This is a genomic window from Actinoplanes sp. NPDC019969 (assembly GCF_055562375.1).
In genome coordinates, this window is record NZ_JBVHFK010000001.1 from 384096 (window position 1) to 403274 (window position 19179).

20 protein-coding genes are annotated in these 19179 nt (G+C 72.3%); 12 read left to right on the forward strand and 8 right to left on the reverse strand.

The window, feature by feature from the left end; all coding sequences use genetic code 11:
* Positions 1–32 precede the first annotated feature (32 nt).
* Positions 33–980, forward strand: coding sequence for a 2,3,4,5-tetrahydropyridine-2,6-dicarboxylate N-succinyltransferase (gene dapD, locus ACZ3II_RS01740; RefSeq protein ID WP_465515701.1), 948 nt, complete (start codon positions 33–35; stop codon positions 978–980).
* A 1-nt stretch (position 981) separates the two neighbouring features.
* Here dapD and ACZ3II_RS01745 read toward each other — a convergent pair whose 3' ends face one another.
* Complete coding sequence (locus tag ACZ3II_RS01745) at positions 982–1794, reverse strand: LysR family transcriptional regulator ArgP (RefSeq protein ID WP_465515702.1); 813 nt, start codon at positions 1792–1794, stop codon at positions 982–984.
* A 70-nt stretch (positions 1795–1864) separates the two neighbouring features.
* On the opposite strand from ACZ3II_RS01745, the gene ACZ3II_RS01750 reads away from it, so the two are divergent.
* The 6 genes from ACZ3II_RS01750 to ACZ3II_RS01775 all read left to right on the forward strand — a co-directional run bounded on the left by ACZ3II_RS01750 (position 1865) and on the right by ACZ3II_RS01775 (position 7184).
* Entirely contained in the window at positions 1865–2464 is a 600-nt protein-coding gene (locus ACZ3II_RS01750) for a LysE/ArgO family amino acid transporter (protein ID WP_465515703.1), read from the forward strand.
* A 61-nt stretch (positions 2465–2525) separates the two neighbouring features.
* Positions 2526–3563, forward strand: a complete 1038-nt coding sequence (locus ACZ3II_RS01755) for a DNA polymerase III subunit beta family protein (RefSeq protein WP_465515704.1) — start codon at positions 2526–2528, stop codon at positions 3561–3563.
* 93 nt (positions 3564–3656) lie between these two features.
* Complete coding sequence (locus ACZ3II_RS01760) at positions 3657–4406, forward strand: class I SAM-dependent methyltransferase (RefSeq protein ID WP_465515705.1); 750 nt, start codon at positions 3657–3659, stop codon at positions 4404–4406.
* A gap of 498 nt (positions 4407–4904) precedes the next feature.
* Positions 4905–5390: a hypothetical protein gene (locus ACZ3II_RS01765; protein WP_465515706.1), complete on the forward strand. Its 486-nt coding sequence runs from the start codon at positions 4905–4907 to the stop codon at positions 5388–5390.
* Between the two features lie 50 nt (positions 5391–5440).
* Positions 5441–6175, forward strand: coding sequence for a hypothetical protein (locus ACZ3II_RS01770; RefSeq protein ID WP_465515707.1), 735 nt, complete (start codon positions 5441–5443; stop codon positions 6173–6175).
* A gap of 373 nt (positions 6176–6548) precedes the next feature.
* Positions 6549–7184, forward strand: coding sequence for a hypothetical protein (locus ACZ3II_RS01775; RefSeq protein WP_465515708.1), 636 nt, complete (start codon positions 6549–6551; stop codon positions 7182–7184).
* 6 nt (positions 7185–7190) lie between these two features.
* Here the strand turns inward: ACZ3II_RS01775 and ACZ3II_RS01780 are convergent, their stop codons facing one another.
* From ACZ3II_RS01780 to fdxA, 4 genes are read right to left on the reverse strand one after another with little or no spacing between them, the layout of a single operon-like run.
* Positions 7191–8438, reverse strand: a complete 1248-nt coding sequence (locus ACZ3II_RS01780) for a DUF4407 domain-containing protein (protein WP_465515709.1) — start codon at positions 8436–8438, stop codon at positions 7191–7193.
* A gap of 49 nt (positions 8439–8487) precedes the next feature.
* The gene (locus tag ACZ3II_RS01785) at positions 8488–9144 is read right to left on the reverse strand and encodes an SIMPL domain-containing protein (protein ID WP_465515710.1); all 657 of its coding nucleotides are present in this window, start codon (positions 9142–9144) and stop codon (positions 8488–8490) included.
* Between the two features lie 24 nt (positions 9145–9168).
* A complete protein-coding gene (dapC, locus tag ACZ3II_RS01790) occupies positions 9169–10266 on the reverse strand; it encodes a succinyldiaminopimelate transaminase (RefSeq protein ID WP_465516578.1) in 1098 nt (365 codons plus the stop codon).
* On the reverse strand, positions 10263–10589 hold the full coding sequence (fdxA, locus tag ACZ3II_RS01795; protein ID WP_465515711.1) for a ferredoxin: 327 nt from the start codon (positions 10587–10589) through the stop codon (positions 10263–10265). Before fdxA ends, dapC begins: the two co-directional genes overlap by 4 nt.
* Positions 10590–10672: 83 nt before the next feature.
* On the opposite strand from fdxA, the gene ACZ3II_RS01800 reads away from it, so the two are divergent.
* On the forward strand, positions 10673–11632 hold the full coding sequence (locus tag ACZ3II_RS01800) for a GNAT family N-acetyltransferase (RefSeq protein ID WP_465515712.1): 960 nt from the start codon (positions 10673–10675) through the stop codon (positions 11630–11632).
* Here ACZ3II_RS01800 and ACZ3II_RS01805 read toward each other — a convergent pair.
* From ACZ3II_RS01805 to mshB, 3 genes are all read right to left on the reverse strand, one after another.
* Positions 11629–12114, reverse strand: coding sequence for a hypothetical protein (locus tag ACZ3II_RS01805; protein ID WP_465515713.1), 486 nt, complete (start codon positions 12112–12114; stop codon positions 11629–11631). The two genes, ACZ3II_RS01800 and ACZ3II_RS01805, sit on opposite strands and share 4 nt — an antisense overlap.
* A gap of 70 nt (positions 12115–12184) precedes the next feature.
* Positions 12185–12673: a hypothetical protein gene (locus tag ACZ3II_RS01810; RefSeq protein WP_465515714.1), complete on the reverse strand. Its 489-nt coding sequence runs from the start codon at positions 12671–12673 to the stop codon at positions 12185–12187.
* The gene (gene mshB / locus ACZ3II_RS01815) at positions 12670–13548 is read right to left on the reverse strand and encodes an N-acetyl-1-D-myo-inositol-2-amino-2-deoxy-alpha-D-glucopyranoside deacetylase (protein ID WP_465515715.1); all 879 of its coding nucleotides are present in this window, start codon (positions 13546–13548) and stop codon (positions 12670–12672) included. The genes ACZ3II_RS01810 and mshB overlap by 4 nt, the downstream gene beginning before the upstream one ends.
* Positions 13549–13641: 93 nt before the next feature.
* On the opposite strand from mshB, the gene ACZ3II_RS01820 reads away from it, so the two are divergent.
* From ACZ3II_RS01820 to ACZ3II_RS01835, 4 genes are all read left to right on the forward strand, one after another.
* Complete coding sequence (locus ACZ3II_RS01820; protein ID WP_465515716.1) at positions 13642–15396, forward strand: S9 family peptidase; 1755 nt, start codon at positions 13642–13644, stop codon at positions 15394–15396.
* A gap of 68 nt (positions 15397–15464) precedes the next feature.
* On the forward strand, positions 15465–16016 hold the full coding sequence (locus ACZ3II_RS01825) for a Uma2 family endonuclease (RefSeq protein ID WP_465515717.1): 552 nt from the start codon (positions 15465–15467) through the stop codon (positions 16014–16016).
* Between the two features lie 31 nt (positions 16017–16047).
* The gene (locus ACZ3II_RS01830; protein ID WP_465515718.1) at positions 16048–17484 is read left to right on the forward strand and encodes a TldD/PmbA family protein; all 1437 of its coding nucleotides are present in this window, start codon (positions 16048–16050) and stop codon (positions 17482–17484) included.
* Positions 17481–18938 carry a TldD/PmbA family protein gene (locus ACZ3II_RS01835; protein ID WP_465515719.1) on the forward strand — a complete coding sequence of 486 codons (1458 nt, stop codon included), beginning with the start codon at positions 17481–17483 and terminating at the stop codon, positions 18936–18938. Before ACZ3II_RS01830 ends, ACZ3II_RS01835 begins: the two co-directional genes overlap by 4 nt.
* Positions 18939–19179: the final 241 nt, after the last annotated feature.

Genomic DNA, 19179 nt, shown 5'->3' on the forward strand with positions numbered 1-19179 from the left:
GGGGCCGACCACGCTCCGGTAGGGTTCCCCTCGTGGACACCGTGATCTCGACTTCGCCCGCCTGGGGCATCGGCCTCGCCACCGTGACCGCTGACGGCCAGGTTCTGGACACCTGGTTCCCGGCGGGCTACCTGGGTCTCGGCGAGGAGCCGGCCGACGCGCCGGCGCTCCCGGCCGGGCAGACCGGGCCGAAGCTGCTCCCCGGCCTGAGCACCGTCGAGGTGCGGGTGACGGTCAAGTCGCTGGCCGACCCGATCGCCGACGCCTCGGACGCCTACCTGCGCCTGCACCTGCTCTCCAGCCGCCTGGTCCGGCCGAACGAGCTGAACCTGGACGGCATCTTCGGCAAGCTGGCGAACGTGGCCTGGACCTCGGCCGGCCCGTGCCTGCCCGAGCAGGTCGACGAGCTGCGGTTCCTGGAGCGCGCGGCGGGCCGTCAGCTCGCCGTCTACGGCGTGGACAAGTTCCCCCGCATGATCGATTACGTGGTGCCGGCCGGTGTCCGGATCGCCGACGCCGACCGGGTCCGCCTCGGCGCGCACCTGGCCTCCGGCACCACCGTCATGCACGAGGGATTCGTCAACTTCAACGCGGGCACGCTCGGCACCTCGATGGTCGAGGGCCGGATCGTGCAGGGCGTGGTGGTCGGTGACGGCTCGGACATCGGCGGCGGCTCGTCGATCATGGGCACGCTGTCCGGCGGCGGCAAGGAGAAGGTCCGCATCGGCGAGCGCAGCCTGCTCGGCGCGAACGCGGGCGTGGGCATCTCGCTCGGCGACGACTGCGTGGTGGAGGCCGGCGTCTACATCACCGCCGCTTCCAAGATCACACTGCCCGACGGCCGTGTGGTGAAGGCCATCGAGCTGTCCGGTGTGAACAATCTCCTGTTCTGGCGCAACTCGGTCTCCGGCGCGCTGGAGGCGAAGCCGCGCAAGGGCACCGGCATCGAGCTGAACAGCGCCCTGCACGCCAACGACTGATCTAACGCAGGACCCGGGCGGCCGCCGTGCGAACGGCGGCCGTCAGCGCGTCCAGGGCCGGTGAGGACAGCCGCCAGCACTGCCAGTAGAGCGGCACGTCCAGGTGGCGGCCGGGGCGGATCTCGACGAGACGGCCGGCGTCCAGATGCGGCCGGGCCTCCTGCTCGAAGAGCATCCCCCAGCCCAGGCCGAGCAGGATCGCCTGGTTGAACGCGGCGGTGGCCGGGATGTAGTGCACCGGCGGGTCGTAGCGGGCGGTCAGGAACCGGTGCTGGATCCGGTCCTTGCGGTTGTAGACGAGCACCGGTGTCCGGTTCAGATCGGAGAGGTCGAGTCCCGGGGCGGCCACCGCCAGGTAGCGCATGACCCCCAGCTTCTCCACCCGGCACCCCTGGACCGGCTCCCGGTCGGCGGTGACCGCGGCCATCACCGTGCCGGAGCGCAGCAGGTCGGCGGTGTGGTCCTGATCGTCGGTGTGCAGCTCGAAGAGCGTGCCGGGCAGGCTCGCCAGCACCGGCAGGAACCAGCTGTCCAGCGAGTCGGCGTTGACCACCACGGAGAGCCGGGTGGTCTCGGCGCCGAGAAGCTCGCCCTCCAGCAACGCCACCTGGTTGGCGAAACGCAGCACCGCCTCCCCGGCGGCGGTCGCGGCGCACGGTTTGGCGCGCCGCACCAGCACCTGGCCGACGCTCTGCTCGAGCGCCTTGATCCGCTGACTGACCGCGGACGGCGTGACGTGCAACACCCGCGCCGCCGCCTCGAAACCACCCTGCTCGACGACCGCCTGGAAGGTCGACAGCTGCACCTGATCCACGTTAGAGAAACTAATCCATCGTCAGAATGATTAGCTGGAGCTTGGTCAGCCAGGACCGTAGCGTCGGCGCATGCTCTCCTCCGCCATCGCCGGATTCGTCGCCTCGGCCGTGCTGATCATCGCCATCGGGGCGCAGAACGCGTTCGTTCTCCGGCAGGGACTGCGCCGCGAGCACGTGCTCCCGGTGGTGCTGACCTGCGCGCTCTCCGACCTCGCACTGATCTCCGCCGGGATCGCCGGACTGGGCGCCGCAATCGAGGCGCGCCCGGAACTGGTCACGGTGATCCGCTATGCCGGCGCGGCCTTCCTGATCGGTTACGCGGTGCTCGCCGCCGGCCGGGCGCTGCGGCCGCAGGCGATGGATCCGGCGGCGAAGGCCCCGGCCACGCTGCGGGCGACGCTGCTCACCTGCCTCGCGCTGACCTACCTCAACCCGCACGTCTACCTGGACACCGTGCTGCTCCTCGGCTCGATCGCGCAGCAGCACGCGGACCGCTGGTCGTTCGGCCTGGGCGCGGCGGCCGCCAGTCTGAGCTGGTTCGTCACGCTCGGTCTCGGCGCGCGGAAACTGGCGCCGCTGCTGGCCCGGCCGGGCGCCTGGCGGGTGCTCGACGCCGTGATCGCCCTCGTCATGGCGGTCCTCGGCATTGCCCTGGTCGTGCAAGCTTGACTCTCGACCAGGTCGAGACAGCAGGGTTGCGAGGGCAGGGTTCGAGGGCGTGGGGAGCGACATGCGAGGCATCGGCGAGATGGCCCGGGCCAGCGGGCTGAGCGTCAGCGCGCTGCGGTTCTACGACGGCGCGGGCGTGCTGGTCCCGGCCGCGGTGGATCCGGCGACCGGCTACCGCCGGTACACCACGGACCAGATCAAGGCGGCCCGGCTGGTCGCCGGGCTGCGGCGGGTGGGCATGCCGGTCGCCGAGATCGCCGCGGCGGTGCGAGATCTGGAAAACCCCTCCGCGGTACGGGTGAGGCTCGACACCCACCTCACCCGGCTGGAGTCGGGTCTCGCCGACGCCCGCCGTGAGCTCCTCCGCCTGCACACCCTGCTCGACCTGGAGGAGAACCTGATGACCCGGATCACCGTGACCGCCGCCGACCTGTCCGCCGCGTTCGGCGCGGTGCTGTTCGCCGCCGCCACCGCCGCCGACCCGATCCCGGCCGGCGTGCTGCTGGAGACCGGCGAGGGCGCCGTCACCCTGGTCGCCACCGACCGCTACCGGATCGCCGTCGCGTCCGTTCCCGCCACCGTCGAGGGCTCCGCGGCCCGGCTCTTCCTGCCGTTCGAGTTCGCCGACGCGCTGCACTGCCTGCCCTCCGGCGGGCTCACCCTCGATCTGACCGCCGACCGGATCACGGTGACGACCGCCACCGGCCGGGTCCTCGAGGGCAAGCCGATCGACATGGAGTTCCCCGACTACCGGCGCCTGGTCAACCCGGGCCCGCAGCGGGTCACCGTCGAGGCCGGGGCCCTGCGTGACCTGCTCGCCGGCGCCCCGGTGATCGACCAGGAGCACGAGGGGCAACCGTTCCAGGTGTCGGTGCTGGCCGTCGGCCCGGACGGTGGCCTGCGCGCGGTCGGCGACGACGAGTGGGCGGCCGACACGGCGTCGCACATCGCGGTCAACCGGGAGTTCCTGCTGGAGGCCGTGGACGCGGGCGGTCCCGGGCAGCTCGTGCTCGCCCTGGACGGCCCGGTCCAGCCGCTGGTGATCCGGCCGGTGGGCGAAGAGTCCCGTTTCTCGCTACTGATGCCGGTCCGCCGCTGATCTGGTAACCGTTCAGCCACAGTCCGGCACCGGTCCTGGAAAGGCCGTGAGATCGAGTCGCTGTGCAACCGGGAGTCCGGCTACTTTCGGTCCGTGCGCAGCAACCGGCAGGGGGAAGAGCTCAACGCCGCGGCTACCGGCGCCTCCATGACCGGGTGGGAATTCGCCTGGCTGGACGGCCTGGCCGTGGCGTCCGAGCCGACATGGTCGTACCTGGATCTCGCACGCCCCCTGGTCCGCCGGGCCACCAGCGTCCTCGACCTGGACACCGGCGGCGGCGAGCTGCTCGCCGAGCTGGCCCCGCTGCCCTCGCACACGGTCGCCGTGGAGACCTGGGCGCGGAACACTCCGGCCGCCCGGGAGCGGCTGGCCCCGTTCGGGGTGCCGGTGCTGACCGAGCTGCCGTCCGAGGAGAACGAGTTCGACCTGGTGCTGAGCCGGCACGGGCGGCTCCCGGCCGCCGACATCGCCCGGCTGCTCAAGCCCGGCGGTGTGCTGCTCACCCAGCAGGTCGGCAGCGACGACCTGGCCGAGCTGAACACGGCTCTCGGTGCGCCGCCCCCGCATCCCCGGCGGTGGGACGCCGAGGTCGCGGCGACCGCGCTGCTCGCAGCCGGGCTGCGGGTCACCGACGTGCGCGAGGAACGGCCGCTGCTCACCTTCCGTGACATCGCGGCGGTGGTGCACCATCTGCGCACGGTTCCCTGGCAGATCCGCGATTTCACCCCGATGCGGTACGAACGCGAGCTGGCCCGGCTGACCGCGGTCATCCGGGCCCGGGGCGAGTTCACCGTGCGGGCGCACCGGTTCCTGGTGAAAGCCGAGCGGCCGACAGAGGCATAGCGCCGAAGCCTCTTTCAGGGGAACAGCGGTCCCGATGGCCTAATCCGTTAGGGTCGGAAATCGCGAAATTGTTCCGAGCCCTATTCCGGTTTCACTTTTCCCGAAGCCGGAACTTCACGTTTCAAGCATCTTTCCGGGGCATCGCGGCAATCCGAGGAGAACTCGGGCTTGCCCTGCCGGCCGCGGCGTGCGGGGTGGCCGTCGCCGCTGGTGGCAGCGGTTCTGCCGATCTTCGGGAAGATCTTCTGTCATCGGTACGGCGGGCGCTGTCACGCCTGCGGGTTAGCCGGGACGGATCGCGTCCGCCGTCGTCTCGCATGCAACAGGTGGACGGTACGGACGATCGCCGGGCTGGGACGGGTCCGCCATCTTTGTCGCAGCGCCGGGTGGCCTTGTGGGCCCCGGTGACATCCGATTAACGACGTGCACCCCGTTTCCGTCGCACCCGACTCGTGACGGGGTGACCGCACGCAGTCCCGTTCCAGGAGGAACACTCACATGGGTAAGAACACCAAGCGCTCCGTCGCCGTCGTAGCCGGCTCCGTTCTCGCTGTCGCGACCGGAACCGCGGCCTTCGCCTACGCCCAGGGCTGGTTCTCCGGCAACGGCAGTGTCACGGCGACCGCGTCCACGATTCAGACGGTGACCGCCACCGTGAACCTCGGGGCCACGGACGCCACCCGCCTCTATCCGGGCAAGTCGGTGCCGATCTCGAACGTGACCGTCACCAACCCCAACGACTACCCGGTTCTCATCACCGGCATCTCGGTCGCCGGTGTCTCGTCGACGAACAAGCCGGGCTGTGCGACGGGCGAGGCCGACCTCAGTTTCGCCCCGGTCCCGTCCGGCACGACCCTGAACGCCGGTCAGGGCACCACCGTCAATCTGGGTTCCATCTCGATGGGCCAGAACGCCAACCCGATCTGCTCGGGAGCCGTTCTTACGGTCAGCGCCAACCTGGCCGGAGAGATTGCCCCGCACTGATCGGCGATCTCGACTCGGAATCCGGCCGACGACTGTGAAGGCATGAACTGATGAGGAACAGGACCAGGTCACTGTTGATCGCGGCGACCGCTGCCACGGTGGCGTTCGCCGGCAGCGTCGCGGTCTTCGCGGCCTGGTCCGTGCCGGGCGCGACGTCGGTGGCAGCCCGGACCGCGGAGATGCCCCGCGGGGAGAAGCCGGAGGTCGCGAAGCTGCCGGGGGCGGCCGTCGTCACGTGGGGACGGCAGGAGGTCGTTCCCGGCTCACCGATGAACCGGTACGTCGTCGTCGCGCACCGGGTGGGCGGGTCCAAGCCGGACATCACGCGGACGGTCGCCGCCGGCGGCGGCGCGACGGAGTCGGTGCGATTTCCGGCGGCCGAACTGGGCGGCGGCCGGTGGTACTGGACGATCACGCCCCAATTGCACGGCTGGACCGGGGATGCGAGCCCGAAGAGCGACGAACTCACCTTCCCGGCGGCGCCGGCGGACCGGCCGGCGAGTCCGGACGCAACGGTGACGGGTGGCACGGTGCCGGGTGGGAGCGGGCCGGTGGAGCCCAGCCCGGCCGCGGCCACGACCACGCCGGCGCCGGCGCTGACCAGCACGGCGCCGTCCGGGAACGGGCCCGCCGGGAACGGGTCGGCCGGAAACGGGTCGGCCGGAAACGGGCAGCAGCCGGGACCGAAGACCACCACCACCACGACGCCGGCCGCGCCGGTCGAGGAGCCGGCGCCGATCGAGTCGGAGAGCAGTTCCGTGGAGCCGCCGCCCATGGACCGGTAGGCGAAAGACCGTTCGAGCCCCCGGTGCGGCCGCGCCGGGGGCTCGGCGTTCATGGGCGCCGATTTGGGTGTTGTGCGACTCCGCCGGGATGACGTCGTGGCTGGACAGGCCGGTTGCGGGCCGATGGCGATCATGCGGGGCAGGAGGTCGTACGGTCGATCGAATCACCCCGCAGGGTTAAGCCGCACGGGCAGACCTGTCCGATTTATGCGCCGGAAGGGCGTACGGAAAACCGATCACATCGGACATCCGCGTCGGGGAACGTTATATGAGCGCCGAACCCGGCATCATCCCCAACCGGCCTTCGAGGAGGAACGAGCCGCATGCCACACCCGAGCGCCCCCCGCGCGGCTGCGACCACCGAGGTTTCTTCGTGAACCGGCGCGGCGTCCTGCACGGCTTCACCGCGAGTGACGACCAGGGGTCGTCGCGGATCGAGCTGGAGCCCGCGGATCACGAGGAGCCCACCTGGGAGGTGCACCGGCCCGGACCGCGGCAACGGTTCGACCGGCGTGCCCGCACCATCCTGACCGTGGCCGCGGTCGGCGCGCTGCTCGCCAACGCCGGCGCGGCCTGGGCGTACTGGCGGTTCAACGGGGACACCCGCGAGACCGCGCCGATCGCCGCTCAGGGAACGGCGCCGCAGAGCGCGGGGACCGCCGTGGATCTGCTGCTGAGCGCCACCTCGGATCCGACCCGTGCGCTGCGGCCAGGTGACACCGGTGACCTCACGGTCACGGTGACCAACCAGTACCCGGCGGTGGTACGGATCATCGCGATCCAGGTCAACGGCCCGATCGTCGCCGACCACGACAGCCGGGAGGCGGGCTGCGCCGATCCGAAGGTGCGTCTCACCGGGAAGAGCTTCCCGGTGACGTGGAACGTGGCGCCGAACAACGTCGGCGCGTTCACCGTGCCGAAGGCGCTGGAACTGCGGGCGGGCAGCCCGGAGGCGTGCCACGGGGCGACGTTCACCGTTCCGGTACGGGCACAGGCCGTACGTCTCTGAGAGGGGTCAGGCGTTGATCCGGTGGCGCGGGATCGGGCGTTCGATGTGCGCCGGATCGACGACCACCGCGTCGTGCAGCACGTGCCGGGCCCGGTCGGTGGCGGCCCGGGCAAGGCCCCCGTCGTGGCTGGCCGCCTCGATGCCGTCGGCGATCACCTTCGCGGTGGCCTCGCCGTACGTGCGGGCGTCGTGGATCTCCCGTTCGTGCATCAGGGACGCCTCGTGCTCGCGCAGCCGGGCGATCCGGGCCTCGGCCCGTTCGTACGCGTTGCCGCGGGAGGCCAGTTTGAGCCCGATGGCCGCGCAGTCCAGGGCCACCAGCAGCAGCGCGATGCCGAGGTAGAACACGCCGACGCCCCAGAAGTCGGTCTTGACCAGATGCCACATCGCGGCGGTCCGGGCCCCGAAACCGGAGTCGTTGCGCACCACCGCGGCGTTGGCGGCCTTCTCGGCGCCGATCAGGTCACCGAGCCGGGCCTGCTCACCGGCTCGGGCGGCCCGGGCCTGGCGCTGGTCGCGCTGCAGGCCGGCGGCCTGCTGGTCCAGCCGGGCGGCCTGGTCGTCGAGGGCCCGGGAGCGCTGCACGAGCGCGTGGCAGTAGCCGCCGCGCGGGCAGCCGGGGCTGCGGGTGACGCCGCGGCCGGCCGAGTCGTCCAGCGCCTGGCGGTACAGCAGCCGGGCGTCCTCCCGCTTCGCGGCGGCCCGGTCGGTGATCCGGCGGATCGCGGCGTCATCGGCGGCCGCCTCCTGGCGCAGGTCGGCGAGGCGGGACGAGTATCCGGCCACCGCGCCGCGCGAGTCCAGGTCGGTGAGCTGGGCGCTGTGCACGCCGGCGAGGTGCGCGTCGATCTCGCCGCGGTACCGGGCGAGCATCAGCGGCTCGGTGATCACCAGGGCGAAGAGCAGCGCCAGGCCGAGCCGGCACAGGTAGAGGCCGAGGGTGGGCGGGCGCAGCAGGTGCCGTGGGTCCGCCGACTCGAGCCGTTCGTAGCTGATCGTCACCCGGCCCACCACGGCCCGGTCGTAGGCGACCACACCGACCGCGACCAGCGGCCCGACCAGCCACTGGTACCAGGGGTGGGTGTAGCCGGAGCTGGCGTCGATGAACGCGGCGCCGCCCACCGTCGCGTAGACGAAGTACAGCAGGATGAAGACACCGATCGACCGATACAGCACGCGATCCGAGTGTGTGCTCACACTGCGGGGATTCACGTTCGCCACCCGCAGCAGCAGGTGCCCGAGGCCCTTGCGCATGCTGCCGAGTCTGGCCGACGGGCAGGCCACCCGGGACCGATTCGGCGGATCAGGCCCGCAGAACGGTCGGTTCGGTGATGGTGACCCGGAGCAGGACCCGCGCCTCGACGATCTGCTGCCGCGGATCCAGGTCGAACGCCGGGGCGTCGTCGGACTCGGCCATCGCCGCGCCCCCGGCGAGCCGCATCGACATCGGGTGCCCGCCACCGGCCGCCTCGGCGTCCGCGATCTCCAGGATGCGGTCCAGCTCGGAACCGACGGCGGCGGCGTACTCCCGGGCGCGGTCCAGGCCGTCGGTGACGGCCTCCCGGCGGACCTCGGCGCCGGCCCGGCTGCCCGGCCGCAGGCTCCACCACGGTCCGGAGACCGACCGGGACTCGCCGGCGGCGAGTTGTGCCAGCATCTCCCCGAGGGGCTCGAAGTCGGTCACCGTCACCTTGATGTCGACCGAGCCCGCGTGGATCGCGCTCCGCTCACCGCGCCGCCGGTGCTCCGCGTAGACGTGCAGGCCGGTGGTCTCCCGGCGCTCGACCGCCGAACCGAACCGGTTGATGATCTCGTCGGCCTCGGCTGCCCGCTGGGTGAGACGGGCGACCACGCTGGGCCGGTCCTTGTCCCGCGCGGACACCGTCACGGTGAAGGCGGCCTGCTCCGGGGGCACCGCACGGTGTGCCTCGCCGTGGACGGTCACGATGGTCCGGTCCACAGCGGGCACTCCTTCACTCAGGGATCACCAGGATGCCAGGCGGTCGGCCGCGGCCGCCACCCGCTCATCGGTGGCGGTCATCGCGACCCGCACGTGCCGGGCCGCCGCCGGGCCGTAGAAAGCGCCCGGAGCGGCCAGGATGCCGAGCCGGGCGAGCCGGTCGACGGTGATCCAGCAGTCCTCGTCACGGGTCGCCCACAGGTAGAGCCCGGCCTCCGAATGGCTGATCTCGAAACCGGCCTTGACCAGGGCGGACCGCAGCGTCTCCCGGCGGGCGGCGTAGCGGTCGCGCTGCTGCGCCACGTGCGACTCGTCGGTCAGCGCGGCGACCATGGCGGCCTGCACCGGCGCCGGGACGATCATCCCGGCGTGCTTGCGGACCGCCAGCAGCTCGCCGACCAGGGCCGGGTCGCCACCGACGAAACCGGCCCGGTAACCGGCCAGGTTGGACCGCTTGGACAGCGAGTGCACGGCCAGGACACCGGTGTAGTCGCCACCGGTCACCTCGTCGGACAGCACCGAGACCGGGGTGGCGTCCCAGCCGAGTGACAGATAACACTCGTCGCTGACCACCGTGACCCCGCGCTCGCGGCCCCAGTCGACCACCTTGCGCAGGTGCTCGGCGGGGAGCACCCGGCCGGTCGGGTTGGACGGCGAGTTGATCCAGATCAGCTTGACCCGGGGGTCGGGGCCGATCGCGGTGAGCGAGTCGGACCGGATCACCTCGGCGCCGGCCAGCTTGACGCCGACCTCGTACGTCGGGTAGCAGACCGACGGGATCACCACCACGTCACCGGGCCGGACCCCGAGCAGCGTGGGCAGCCAGGCGACCAGCTCCTTCGAGCCGATCGTCGGGAGCACGCCCAGCTCGCCGGAGGCGCCGCACTCCCGGCGCAGCCAGCCGGCGATCGCCGCGCGCAGCTCCGGGGTGCCCGCGGTCAGCGGGTAACCCGGGGCGTCCGAGGCGTCCGCGAGCGCTTGCCGGACGGCGGGCGGGACCGGGTCGACGGGGGTGCCGACCGAGAGGTCCACGATGCCGTCCGGGTGCGCCGCGGCGATCTTCTTGGCCGGCTCCAGCAGGTCCCAGGGGAAATCCGGCAGGGCCGACGACAGGGCGCTCAGTGTGCGTCCCCGCGCGGCGGCTGGGCGACGATGAACGTGGCGTCCTTGTCGATCTTGCCGACCTTGGAGGCGCCGCCGGGCGAACCGAGGTCCTCGAAGAACTCGTAGTTCGCGTTCGTGTAGTCCTTCCACTGCTCCGGGACGTCGTCCTCGTAGAAGATCGCCTCCACCGGGCAGACCGGCTCGCAGGCCCCGCAGTCGACGCACTCATCGGGGTGGATGTAGAGCATCCGGTTGCCCTCGTAGATGCAGTCGACCGGGCACTCCTCGATGCACGCCTTGTCGAGAACATCGAGGCAGGGCTCAGCGATGATGTAGGTCACTGGTCTTTCCCTTCAAAGCCACGCCGCGGAGACCGCCGACGACGAATTGCAGAGCCTAGTATTCCCGCCGAAGGAGGTATTACGTGCTCCGACAGCAGGATGTGGGACACCGGGTGGTGGTACGGCGAATTGTAGGCGTAACCGGGGACCGCACGCTCTTCACGGATGCGCTCGGGGAACTCGTCGACCTCACCGAGACCGATCTCACCATCGCCACCGACAAGGGGACCGTCCGGGTTCCGCTGCGTGAGGTGCACCGGGCCAAGCGGGTGCCGCCGGCCCGCCGGCCGCACGCCGCCGCGGTGATCGCGCTGGAACTCGCCGCCGACGAGGCCTGGCCCGCCCCGGTCCGGTCCCGTCTCGGTGGCTGGATCCTGCGCGCCGCGGACAACTGGACCGGCCGGGCCAACTCGGCGCTCGCCGTCGGCGACCCGGACCGCCCGCTCGAGGCGGCGATCGACGCGGTCGCGAAGTGGTACGCCGACCGTGGGCAGCAGCCGCTGGTCAACACGCCGATGCCGCTGGCCGCCCCGGTCAGCGCCGCCCTGGACGAGCGGGGCTGGACCACCCGGCCGCTCACCCTGGTGCAGACCGCGGCGCTGGCCCCGCTGGTGGCCGGCCCGGTCCGGAGCGACCTGCCGCCGGTGGATCTGGCCGACTCCGCCGGCGACGACTGGTACGCGATGGTCGCCGAGCACAAGGGCACGCTTCCGGCGGCCGCGCTGAGCGTTCTGAACGGCGTACCGGAGAAGGTCTTCGCCCATGTCCGCGACGTGGACGGTGACCTGCTCGCGGTGGCCCGTGGCGTGGTGACCGGACCGGATCGCTGGCTCGGCGTGTCGCTGCTGCAGACGACGCCCGCCGCCCGCCGGCGCGGCCTGGGCCGGCACGTGGTGCGCGGGCTGGCGCGGTGGGCGGCCCAGCGCGGCGCCGCTCGCGCCTACCTCCAGGTGGAGGAGCGGAACGCGGCGGCGGTCGCGTTGTACGGCAGGCTCGGGTTCAGCACCCACCACACCTACCTGACCAGGGAAGCTCCGCTCTAACCGCGGCCGACGACGCGGCGCGGGCGGTGGGCCCGCGCCTCGGTGTACGCCTTCAGCGCGCGGGAGCGGTAGTCCCGGCCGAGCATCACGGCGACGCCGTAGCCGATCGCGATGCCGACCAGGCCGAAGGCGCCGTAGAGCCAGATCTGCGAGAAGAAGTCGCCCGCGCCGTCGGCGAACGGGCCGTGACCGCTGACGAACGGGCCCACCAGCACGGTCAGCAGCATGCCGGCGAGCGCGCCGAACCCCACGTCGGGCAGCCAGTCGGAGAGCCGGTCCCGCTGCGACCGGATGAACGTGAGAACGGCCAGCAGCAGCGCCACCACCACGAACATCACGATCGTGGCCAGGCCCTGCGCCCGGTCGTCGGCACTGTCCGCACTGAAACGGATCACCAGCCGGGCGATCACGTTGATCGCGAACAGGGCGACGGCCAGCGCCCCGATCCGGAACCAGCGCTGCTGCCTCATCTCGTCCTCCACCGTCGAGCACCATGAATCTCGTGGGCGAGATGGTAACGCCCGCACCATGGTCACGGGTGATCCACAGGGCTTACTTGGCGGCGCCTGGAATTTCGCTGTCGGTGCGCAGCGGTTTCAGGATCAGCCGGTACGCGTGGACGGCGAACGTGAGGCTCCCGGCCAGGATCGTCACCAGCGCCACCCAGTTGGCCCCGCCGACCAGATAATCGCCCTCGGCGGTCCGGGTGCCGGCTGCCAGCATCATCACCAGCGTCCACAGCACCCACGGCACCACCAGCGCGCGCCGCCGGCCGGTCGTGTAGACCACGAACCAGCCGATCGCCAGGTTGGCCAGGACCGCCACCGGGACGGCCAGCGGCAACGGGGCGCCGGAGCCCGTGTACGGCGAGTCGCCGGCCAGGACGGCCGGGACCGCGCCGATCCGCAGCGCGGTCAGCTCCAGCTCGCCGAACGCGGTGACCACGGCGGCGACGGCCGCGACGATCACGCCGGCCACCCCGATCACCATCTGCGCGGCGGCCGGGGACGGCTGCGTCTCCGGGCGGGTGTCCGGCATCATCGCGGATCCACGTCCAGCCCGCTGAACAGGTCGTCCTCCCAGTCGAACGGGCCCGAGCCGGGACCGCGCGTGCCCTTGACCAGCGTGTAGTACTCCACGCCCATGAACTCGCCGCCGAAGTCGCCGGCGATCCCGTACAGCCAGGAGTTGTCCGGGATCTGGGTGGCGTGGGCACGCATCGCCGCGGTCTTCTTCGCGTCCTGGTCGGTGCCGTCGATGCGGGCGGCGATCTCGTCGTCCGGCGTGCCGAACGGCAGATCCTCCACCTTCTCCACCTCGGCGAACGGGTTGCTCTCCGACTCGCGGAACGCCTCCATGCCGTCCCGCAGGACGCTCAGCGGCATCGCGGTCCAGTAGATCTTCTCCGGGCCGTCGTCGCCGGCCAGCTCCGCGGCCCGCATCGCGACCCGGTGCGCCTGGATGTGGTCGGGGTGGCCGTAGAAACCGTTCTCGTCGTACGTGATCATCACCTGCGGGCGGATCTCCCGGATGATCTCGACCAGGTGGGCGGCCGCCTCGTCCAGATCGGCGCCCCAGAACGCGCGCGGGTGCTCGTTGGTCGGCAGGCCCATCATGCCGGAGTCCCGGTAGCGGCCCACGCCGCCGAGCATCCGGTGGTCGGTGACGCCGAGCGCGGCACACGCCCGCTCCCACTCCACCAGGCGGTAACCGCCGAGTTGGTCGGCATGCGCGGCGCCGAGCCGCTCCAGCGCGGGCACGTGGATCTCGCCCTCCTCGCCGAGGGTGCAGGTCACCAGGGTCACGTGGGCGCCGGCGGAGACGTAGTGCGCCATCGTCGCCCCGGTCCCGATGACCTCGTCGTCGGGGTGGGCGTGAACGAGTAGCAGACGGCGGGCGGGCAGCTCTTCAGTCACGGCCGCTACTGTACGCAAGACCACCGGCGAACTCGCCTCACCAGCCCGCGGTTTGCCCGGCGCGAGTCGCCCCCGATCGGCGATGCTGGGGGCGTGGGATACCCGTACGCCGTGACGGTCGGCGCCGACAGTGCCCGTGTCCTGTTCCTCCGCTGCGCCGAGCTCTGGCGGCTGGACCTCGCCGACGGGACGCCGCGGCGGGTCGGCGAGGGGCCGGTGGACGCGTACGCGACCGACCGGGACGCCCGGGTCGCCGCGATCGTGCGCGACGGTGAGCTGTTCCGCGCCGACCTGGCCGAGGGGACCGTCACCCGGGTCGGCACGGCCGGGCCGGCGTACGACGCGCGCCCGGACCCGGCGGGGAACCGGATCGGCTACGTCACCGACCCGCACGGCGCGGCGTCCCTGCACGTGACCGGGCCGGACGGCGACCGGCTGCTGGCCGGCGAGCCCGGCAACGCGTGGCGCGAGCACGGCGGGACGATCGCGTGGGGGATGCCGGGGGCGTCCGCCGGCGAGTTCGGGCGTACCCGCGGCTGGTGGTGGGCCCCGGACGGCTCGCAGATCCTCGCCGTGCGCGGCGCCCGGTCGGTCAGCCTGCACCTGCTCGACCTCGACGACGGCTGGGTCGATGTGCACTGGGACCGGGAGACGTACCCGCATCTGGCCCAGGTCCGCTGGGCCGGCGGCGGCCCGCTGATCACCGTGCTGCGCCGGATGCAGCAGCACGGCCTGGTGCTCTCGGTCGACCCGCGCACCGGCGAGACCCAGGTGCACGCCGAACTCGCCGACGCCCGCTGGGTGGAGCCGATCCCGGGCACGCCCCGGCACCTGCCGGACGGGCGGGTGCTGGTCGGCGGCGAACTGGCCCACGACGGGTTCGACGCGCGCTGCCTGTTCGCCGACGGGAGCCTGCTCACCCCGCCCGGCCTGTACGTGCGGCGGGTGGCCGGGACGCTGCCCCGCGCGGACGGGCCGGCCGGCTCCCCCGACCTGATCGTCGAGGGCAGCCTGGGCGACCCGGCGGTGCGGGAGATCTTCCGGGTGCGCACCTCGCTGGGCGGCGGCGGCCCGGAGCTGCAGCGGATCGCCGGGCTGGCCGCGGACGAGCAGGTCACGGTCGGCGGCGAGGTGCTGGTCGCCGGGAACCGGGTGTGGCACGCCGGCCGCCTGATCAGCCTCGGCCCGGAACCGGCACGGGTCGCCGTGTCGCCGTTGCTGGAACGGGTCACCGACCGCAGGCTGCCGGCCGGGGTGCTCTACCCGGCCGGGCACGTCGCCGGGACGAGGCTTCCGGTGCTGGTCACGATGGGCGACGGGCCCGGGCGGCAGCAGGTGCTGGCGGATCCGGCGTCCTGGCGGGAGCGGCAGCGGTGGGCCGACTCCGGCTTCGCCGTCGTCAGCGTCGATTCCCGGGGTACGCCGGGGGTGGCGCCCAGCTACGAGAAGGGGGTGCACCGGCGGCCGGCGGACGTGATGCTGAGCGACCACGCCGACGCCCTGCACGCCCTGCACGGCAAGCACCCGGACCTGGACCTGGGACGGGTCGCGGTGCGCGGGGCCGGTCTCGGCGGGTGGCTGGCGGCGATGGCGGTGCTGCGCCGGCCCGAGGTGTTCCACCGGGCGGTGGCCCGGGAGCCGGTGCTGGGCTGGGACGAGCTGCCGGCCGCGTTCGCCGAGCGCTATCTGGGTGATCGGCGGGATTCCCCGGACGTGTACGCCCACCACTCGCTGCGGGAGTCCGACGGCTCGCCGGACGTGCTGCTGGTCGGCGCGGAGCTGGCCGGTTTCCCGTCGCGTCCGGCCGCGAGTTTCGAGGAGGAGCTAACCTTCTTGAATGGGCGGTAGTCGTTTGAGGGGTTGATATGCGACCAGATGACGTGCAACCATTGTCTCCTGACAACGCGGGAGACGCCATGACATCGATCCTCCACCTCGAGAAGACCTGGACCGAGCGGGAGTACCTGGACCTTGGCGAAACGCCCGAGCGCATCGAGCTTTTCGACGGGAGCCTGCACGTGTCTCCGGATCCACTGCCACGCCACCAGGACATCGTCTTCGGACTCGCCGAAATCACACGAGCCACAGCGCGCCGCGCGGGACTCAATGCGTTCGGCGGAGGAAATGTCCGACTCCAGCCCGGCCGCATCTGTATTCCGGACTTCTCCATCACCGCCGACATCGATTTCGACGAACTGGTGATGGACGCGGCCTCGGTCCGGCTGATCTGCGAGATCCTCTCGCCGTCGAACCAGGCCAACGACAAGGTGGTCAAAATGAGGTACTACGCGGAGGCGGGCATCCCGTGGTACCTGCTCATCGACCCGAAGATCGGCAAGCTCACTCTCTACAGGCTCGACGATGGCAAGTACCGCGAGCATGCCGTCGCCACGCCGGGCGAGCCACTCGAACTCTCCGACCCCATCGCCGTGACCATCGATCCGGCGGATCTCCTTCCGCCTCGCTGAAACTGTCGGACCCGGCGCATAGGGTCGGTTCATGACCCACTTCGATGAGGCGGGTGCGGCGGTGCAGGCCGCGCTCGACGCGGGGGCTCGATATGCCGATGCCCGGGTGATGGTGCGGCGAAGCGAGTCCATGTCCGCACGGGACGGCGATGTGGAGGATCTCAGCTTCGACGAGAGCGCCGGCCTGGGTGTCCGGGCGCTGGTCGGCTCCAGCTGGGGCTTCTACGCCGTCCCCGATCTGTCCGAACCCTCCGCCCGTGCCGCCGGCGCGCGCGCCGCCCGGATCGCCGCCGCGAGCGCCGTGGTCCCGGGCCCGCCGGGCGATCTCGTCCCGTCCGCCGCGATCGAGGCGAGCTGGGCCAGCGACTGCGTGGTCGACCCGCTCGGCGTGCCGCTCTCCGACAAGGGCGACCTGCTGGTCCGGGCGACCGCCGCGGCGAAGGCGGCGGGCGCCGACGCGGCCGAGGCCAACTATGCGATCTGGGACACCCGCAAGTGGTTCGTCTCCAGCGAGGGGCACCGCATCGACCAGCACATCCGGGAGTGCGGCGCCGGTGTCACGGCGATCGCGATCGGTGACGGCGAGGTGCAACGGCGGTCCTGGCCGTCGCATCGGGGCCAGTTCGGCACCCGCGGGTGGGAGCTGGTCGACGAGATCGATCTGGTCGGCAACGCGCCGCGGATGGCCGAGGAGGCCCGGGCGCTGCTGACCGCGCCGCTCTGCCCGTCCGGCGAGACGACCCTGGTGCTCGGCGGCGAGCAACTGGCCCTGCAGATCCACGAGTCGGTGGGGCACGCCATCGAGCTGGACCGGATCCTCGGCTGGGAGGCCGCGTTCGCCGGCACCAGCTGGCTCGACCTGAGCCGGCTCGGTTCGCTGCGCTACGGCTCCGGCCTGATGAACATCACGATCGACCCGACCTTCCCCGGCGCGCTGGGCAGTTTCGGGTTCGACGACGAGGGCACGCCGGCGGCCAAGCGGCACGCGGTCCGCGACGGCCTCTGGGTGGGCGTGCTGGCCGGGCGCGACTCGGCGGCGGTCGCCGGGCTGGATTACGCGGGCAGTGTCCGCTCCGACGGCTGGGCCCGGCTGCCCATGGTCCGGATGACGAATGTCGGCCTGGAGCCCGGACCGCACACCTTCGACGAGATCATCGCGGAGACCCGCGACGGCGTGTTCATGGACGTCAACCGGTCCTGGTCGATCGACGACCGCCGGCTGAACTTCCAGTTCGGCTGCGAGATCGGTTACGAGATCAAGAACGGGAAGCTGGGCCGGATGCTGCGCAACCCGACCTACACCGGGATCGGTCCCCGCTTCTGGCAGTCGATGGACATGCTGTCCAGCGAGACGATCGCCTGGGGCACGCCGAACTGCGGGAAGGGCCAGCCCGGCCAGATCGGGCACACCGGGCATCCGGCGGCGCCGGCCCGGTTCACGAACGTTCGGGTGGGGGTGCACGGATGAGCGGGGAGGGTGGCCGGGCCGGGGCCGAGCTGGAGCTGGCGGCGCACGTCATCCAGCTCGTCCGGGAGCTGGCCGGGCGGGAGGCCGAGGCGGAGGTCAACGTGCGGCACGAGGCCGAGGCGCTGACCCGGTTCGCCAACTCGGCGATCCACCAGAACGTGGCGTCGGCGAGCACCGGCGTCCGGCTGCGGCTGCACGCCGGCGGGCGCACGGCGGGCGGCTCCACCACGGTGACCAGCGCCGACGGCCTGCGGACCCTGGTCGAGCGGACGCTCGCCGCGGTCCGGGTGTCGCCGGCCGACCGGTCCTGGCCGGGTCTGGCCCCGCCGGCGCCGCTGCGGCTGTCGGCCGGGCATCCCGGCTCCGGCGAGCGGTCCGGGCTGGCGTTCGGGTTCGACGAGGCGACGGCCCGGGCCGACCCGGCCGAGCGCGCCGACCGGGTCCGGGATTTCGTCCGGGCCGCCGGCGGCCTGGAGACGGCGGGTTACTGCCGGACCGTCTACGTCTCCGCCGCGTTCGCCAACAGCGCCGGTCAGGCCGTGGAGGGCCGCACCGCCGAGGCCGCGATGGACGGCATCGCCCGGGACGGGGGCGCCGACGGGGTGGCCCGGCTGGCCGCCGCGCGCCTGGCCGATCTGGACGGGGCGGTGCTCGGCGCGCGGGCCGCGGCCAAGGCGCGGGCCGCCCGGGAGCCGGTCGAGCTGCCGCCGGGGCGTTACGAGGTGGTGCTGGAGCCGGACGCGGTCCGCGACATGCTGGAGAACTTCGCGTTCTTCGGTTTCGACGGCAAGGCGCACCACCAGCAGCAGAGCTTCGCCGAGCTGGGCCGGGAGCAGTTCGACCCGTCGGTGACCATCGTGGACGAGCCGCTCGGCAGCCGCGACGAGCCGGCCGCCGACCTGCCGTTCGACGACGAGGGCACGCCGCGCCGCCCGCTGGTGCTGGTCCGCGACGGGGTGACCACGGCGGTTACGCACGACCGCACCTCGGCGGCGCAGGCCGGCGCCGAGTCGACCGGGCACGCGTCCGCGGTGTCCCGGTCGTGGGGGCCGCACGCTCGGCACCTGCGGTTGGAGGCGGCGCCGGTCCCGGGGGCCGCACCGGGCGACGGTGGCGCCGGTTCGATCGCCGGCTCGGCGCGCCCGCTGATCGGCGCGGTCCGGCGTGGACTGCTGATCACCGACCTGTGGTACACCCGCGTTCTCGATCCGAAGGCGCTGGTGATCACCGGCCTCACCCGGAACGGGGTGTGGCTGATCGAGGACGGGCAGGTCACCTCGCCGGTGAGCAACCTGCGGTTCACCCAGTCCTATCCGCGGGCGCTGGGGCCGGGGAAGGTGCTCGGGATCGGCGCGGAGACGGTGCTGCTGCCGGAGTCGTGGGGCCGCGCGCGATACGCCGCGCCGGCCCTGCACCTGGCGGAGTGGAACGTCACCGGCAACGCCTCGGGCTGACGATCCGGCGTGTGGAGTTGGGGCGCGGATAGCGGCCGAACTCCACACGCGAAGATCCTTTACTCCATCGGTGCTGATCTTTGCGTGCCGGGATGATGTTTTTGTGACCCAGTCCGCAAACTGTCAGACCTTCGGCGTAACGTGTGCCCCACATCACCGTCGCGATGCGACGGAGGCGTGGGGCACTGCCGTGTCCTGACCTCCTCGTGCCGCGGCCCCTGTCACGGCACTGTCAGGAGAT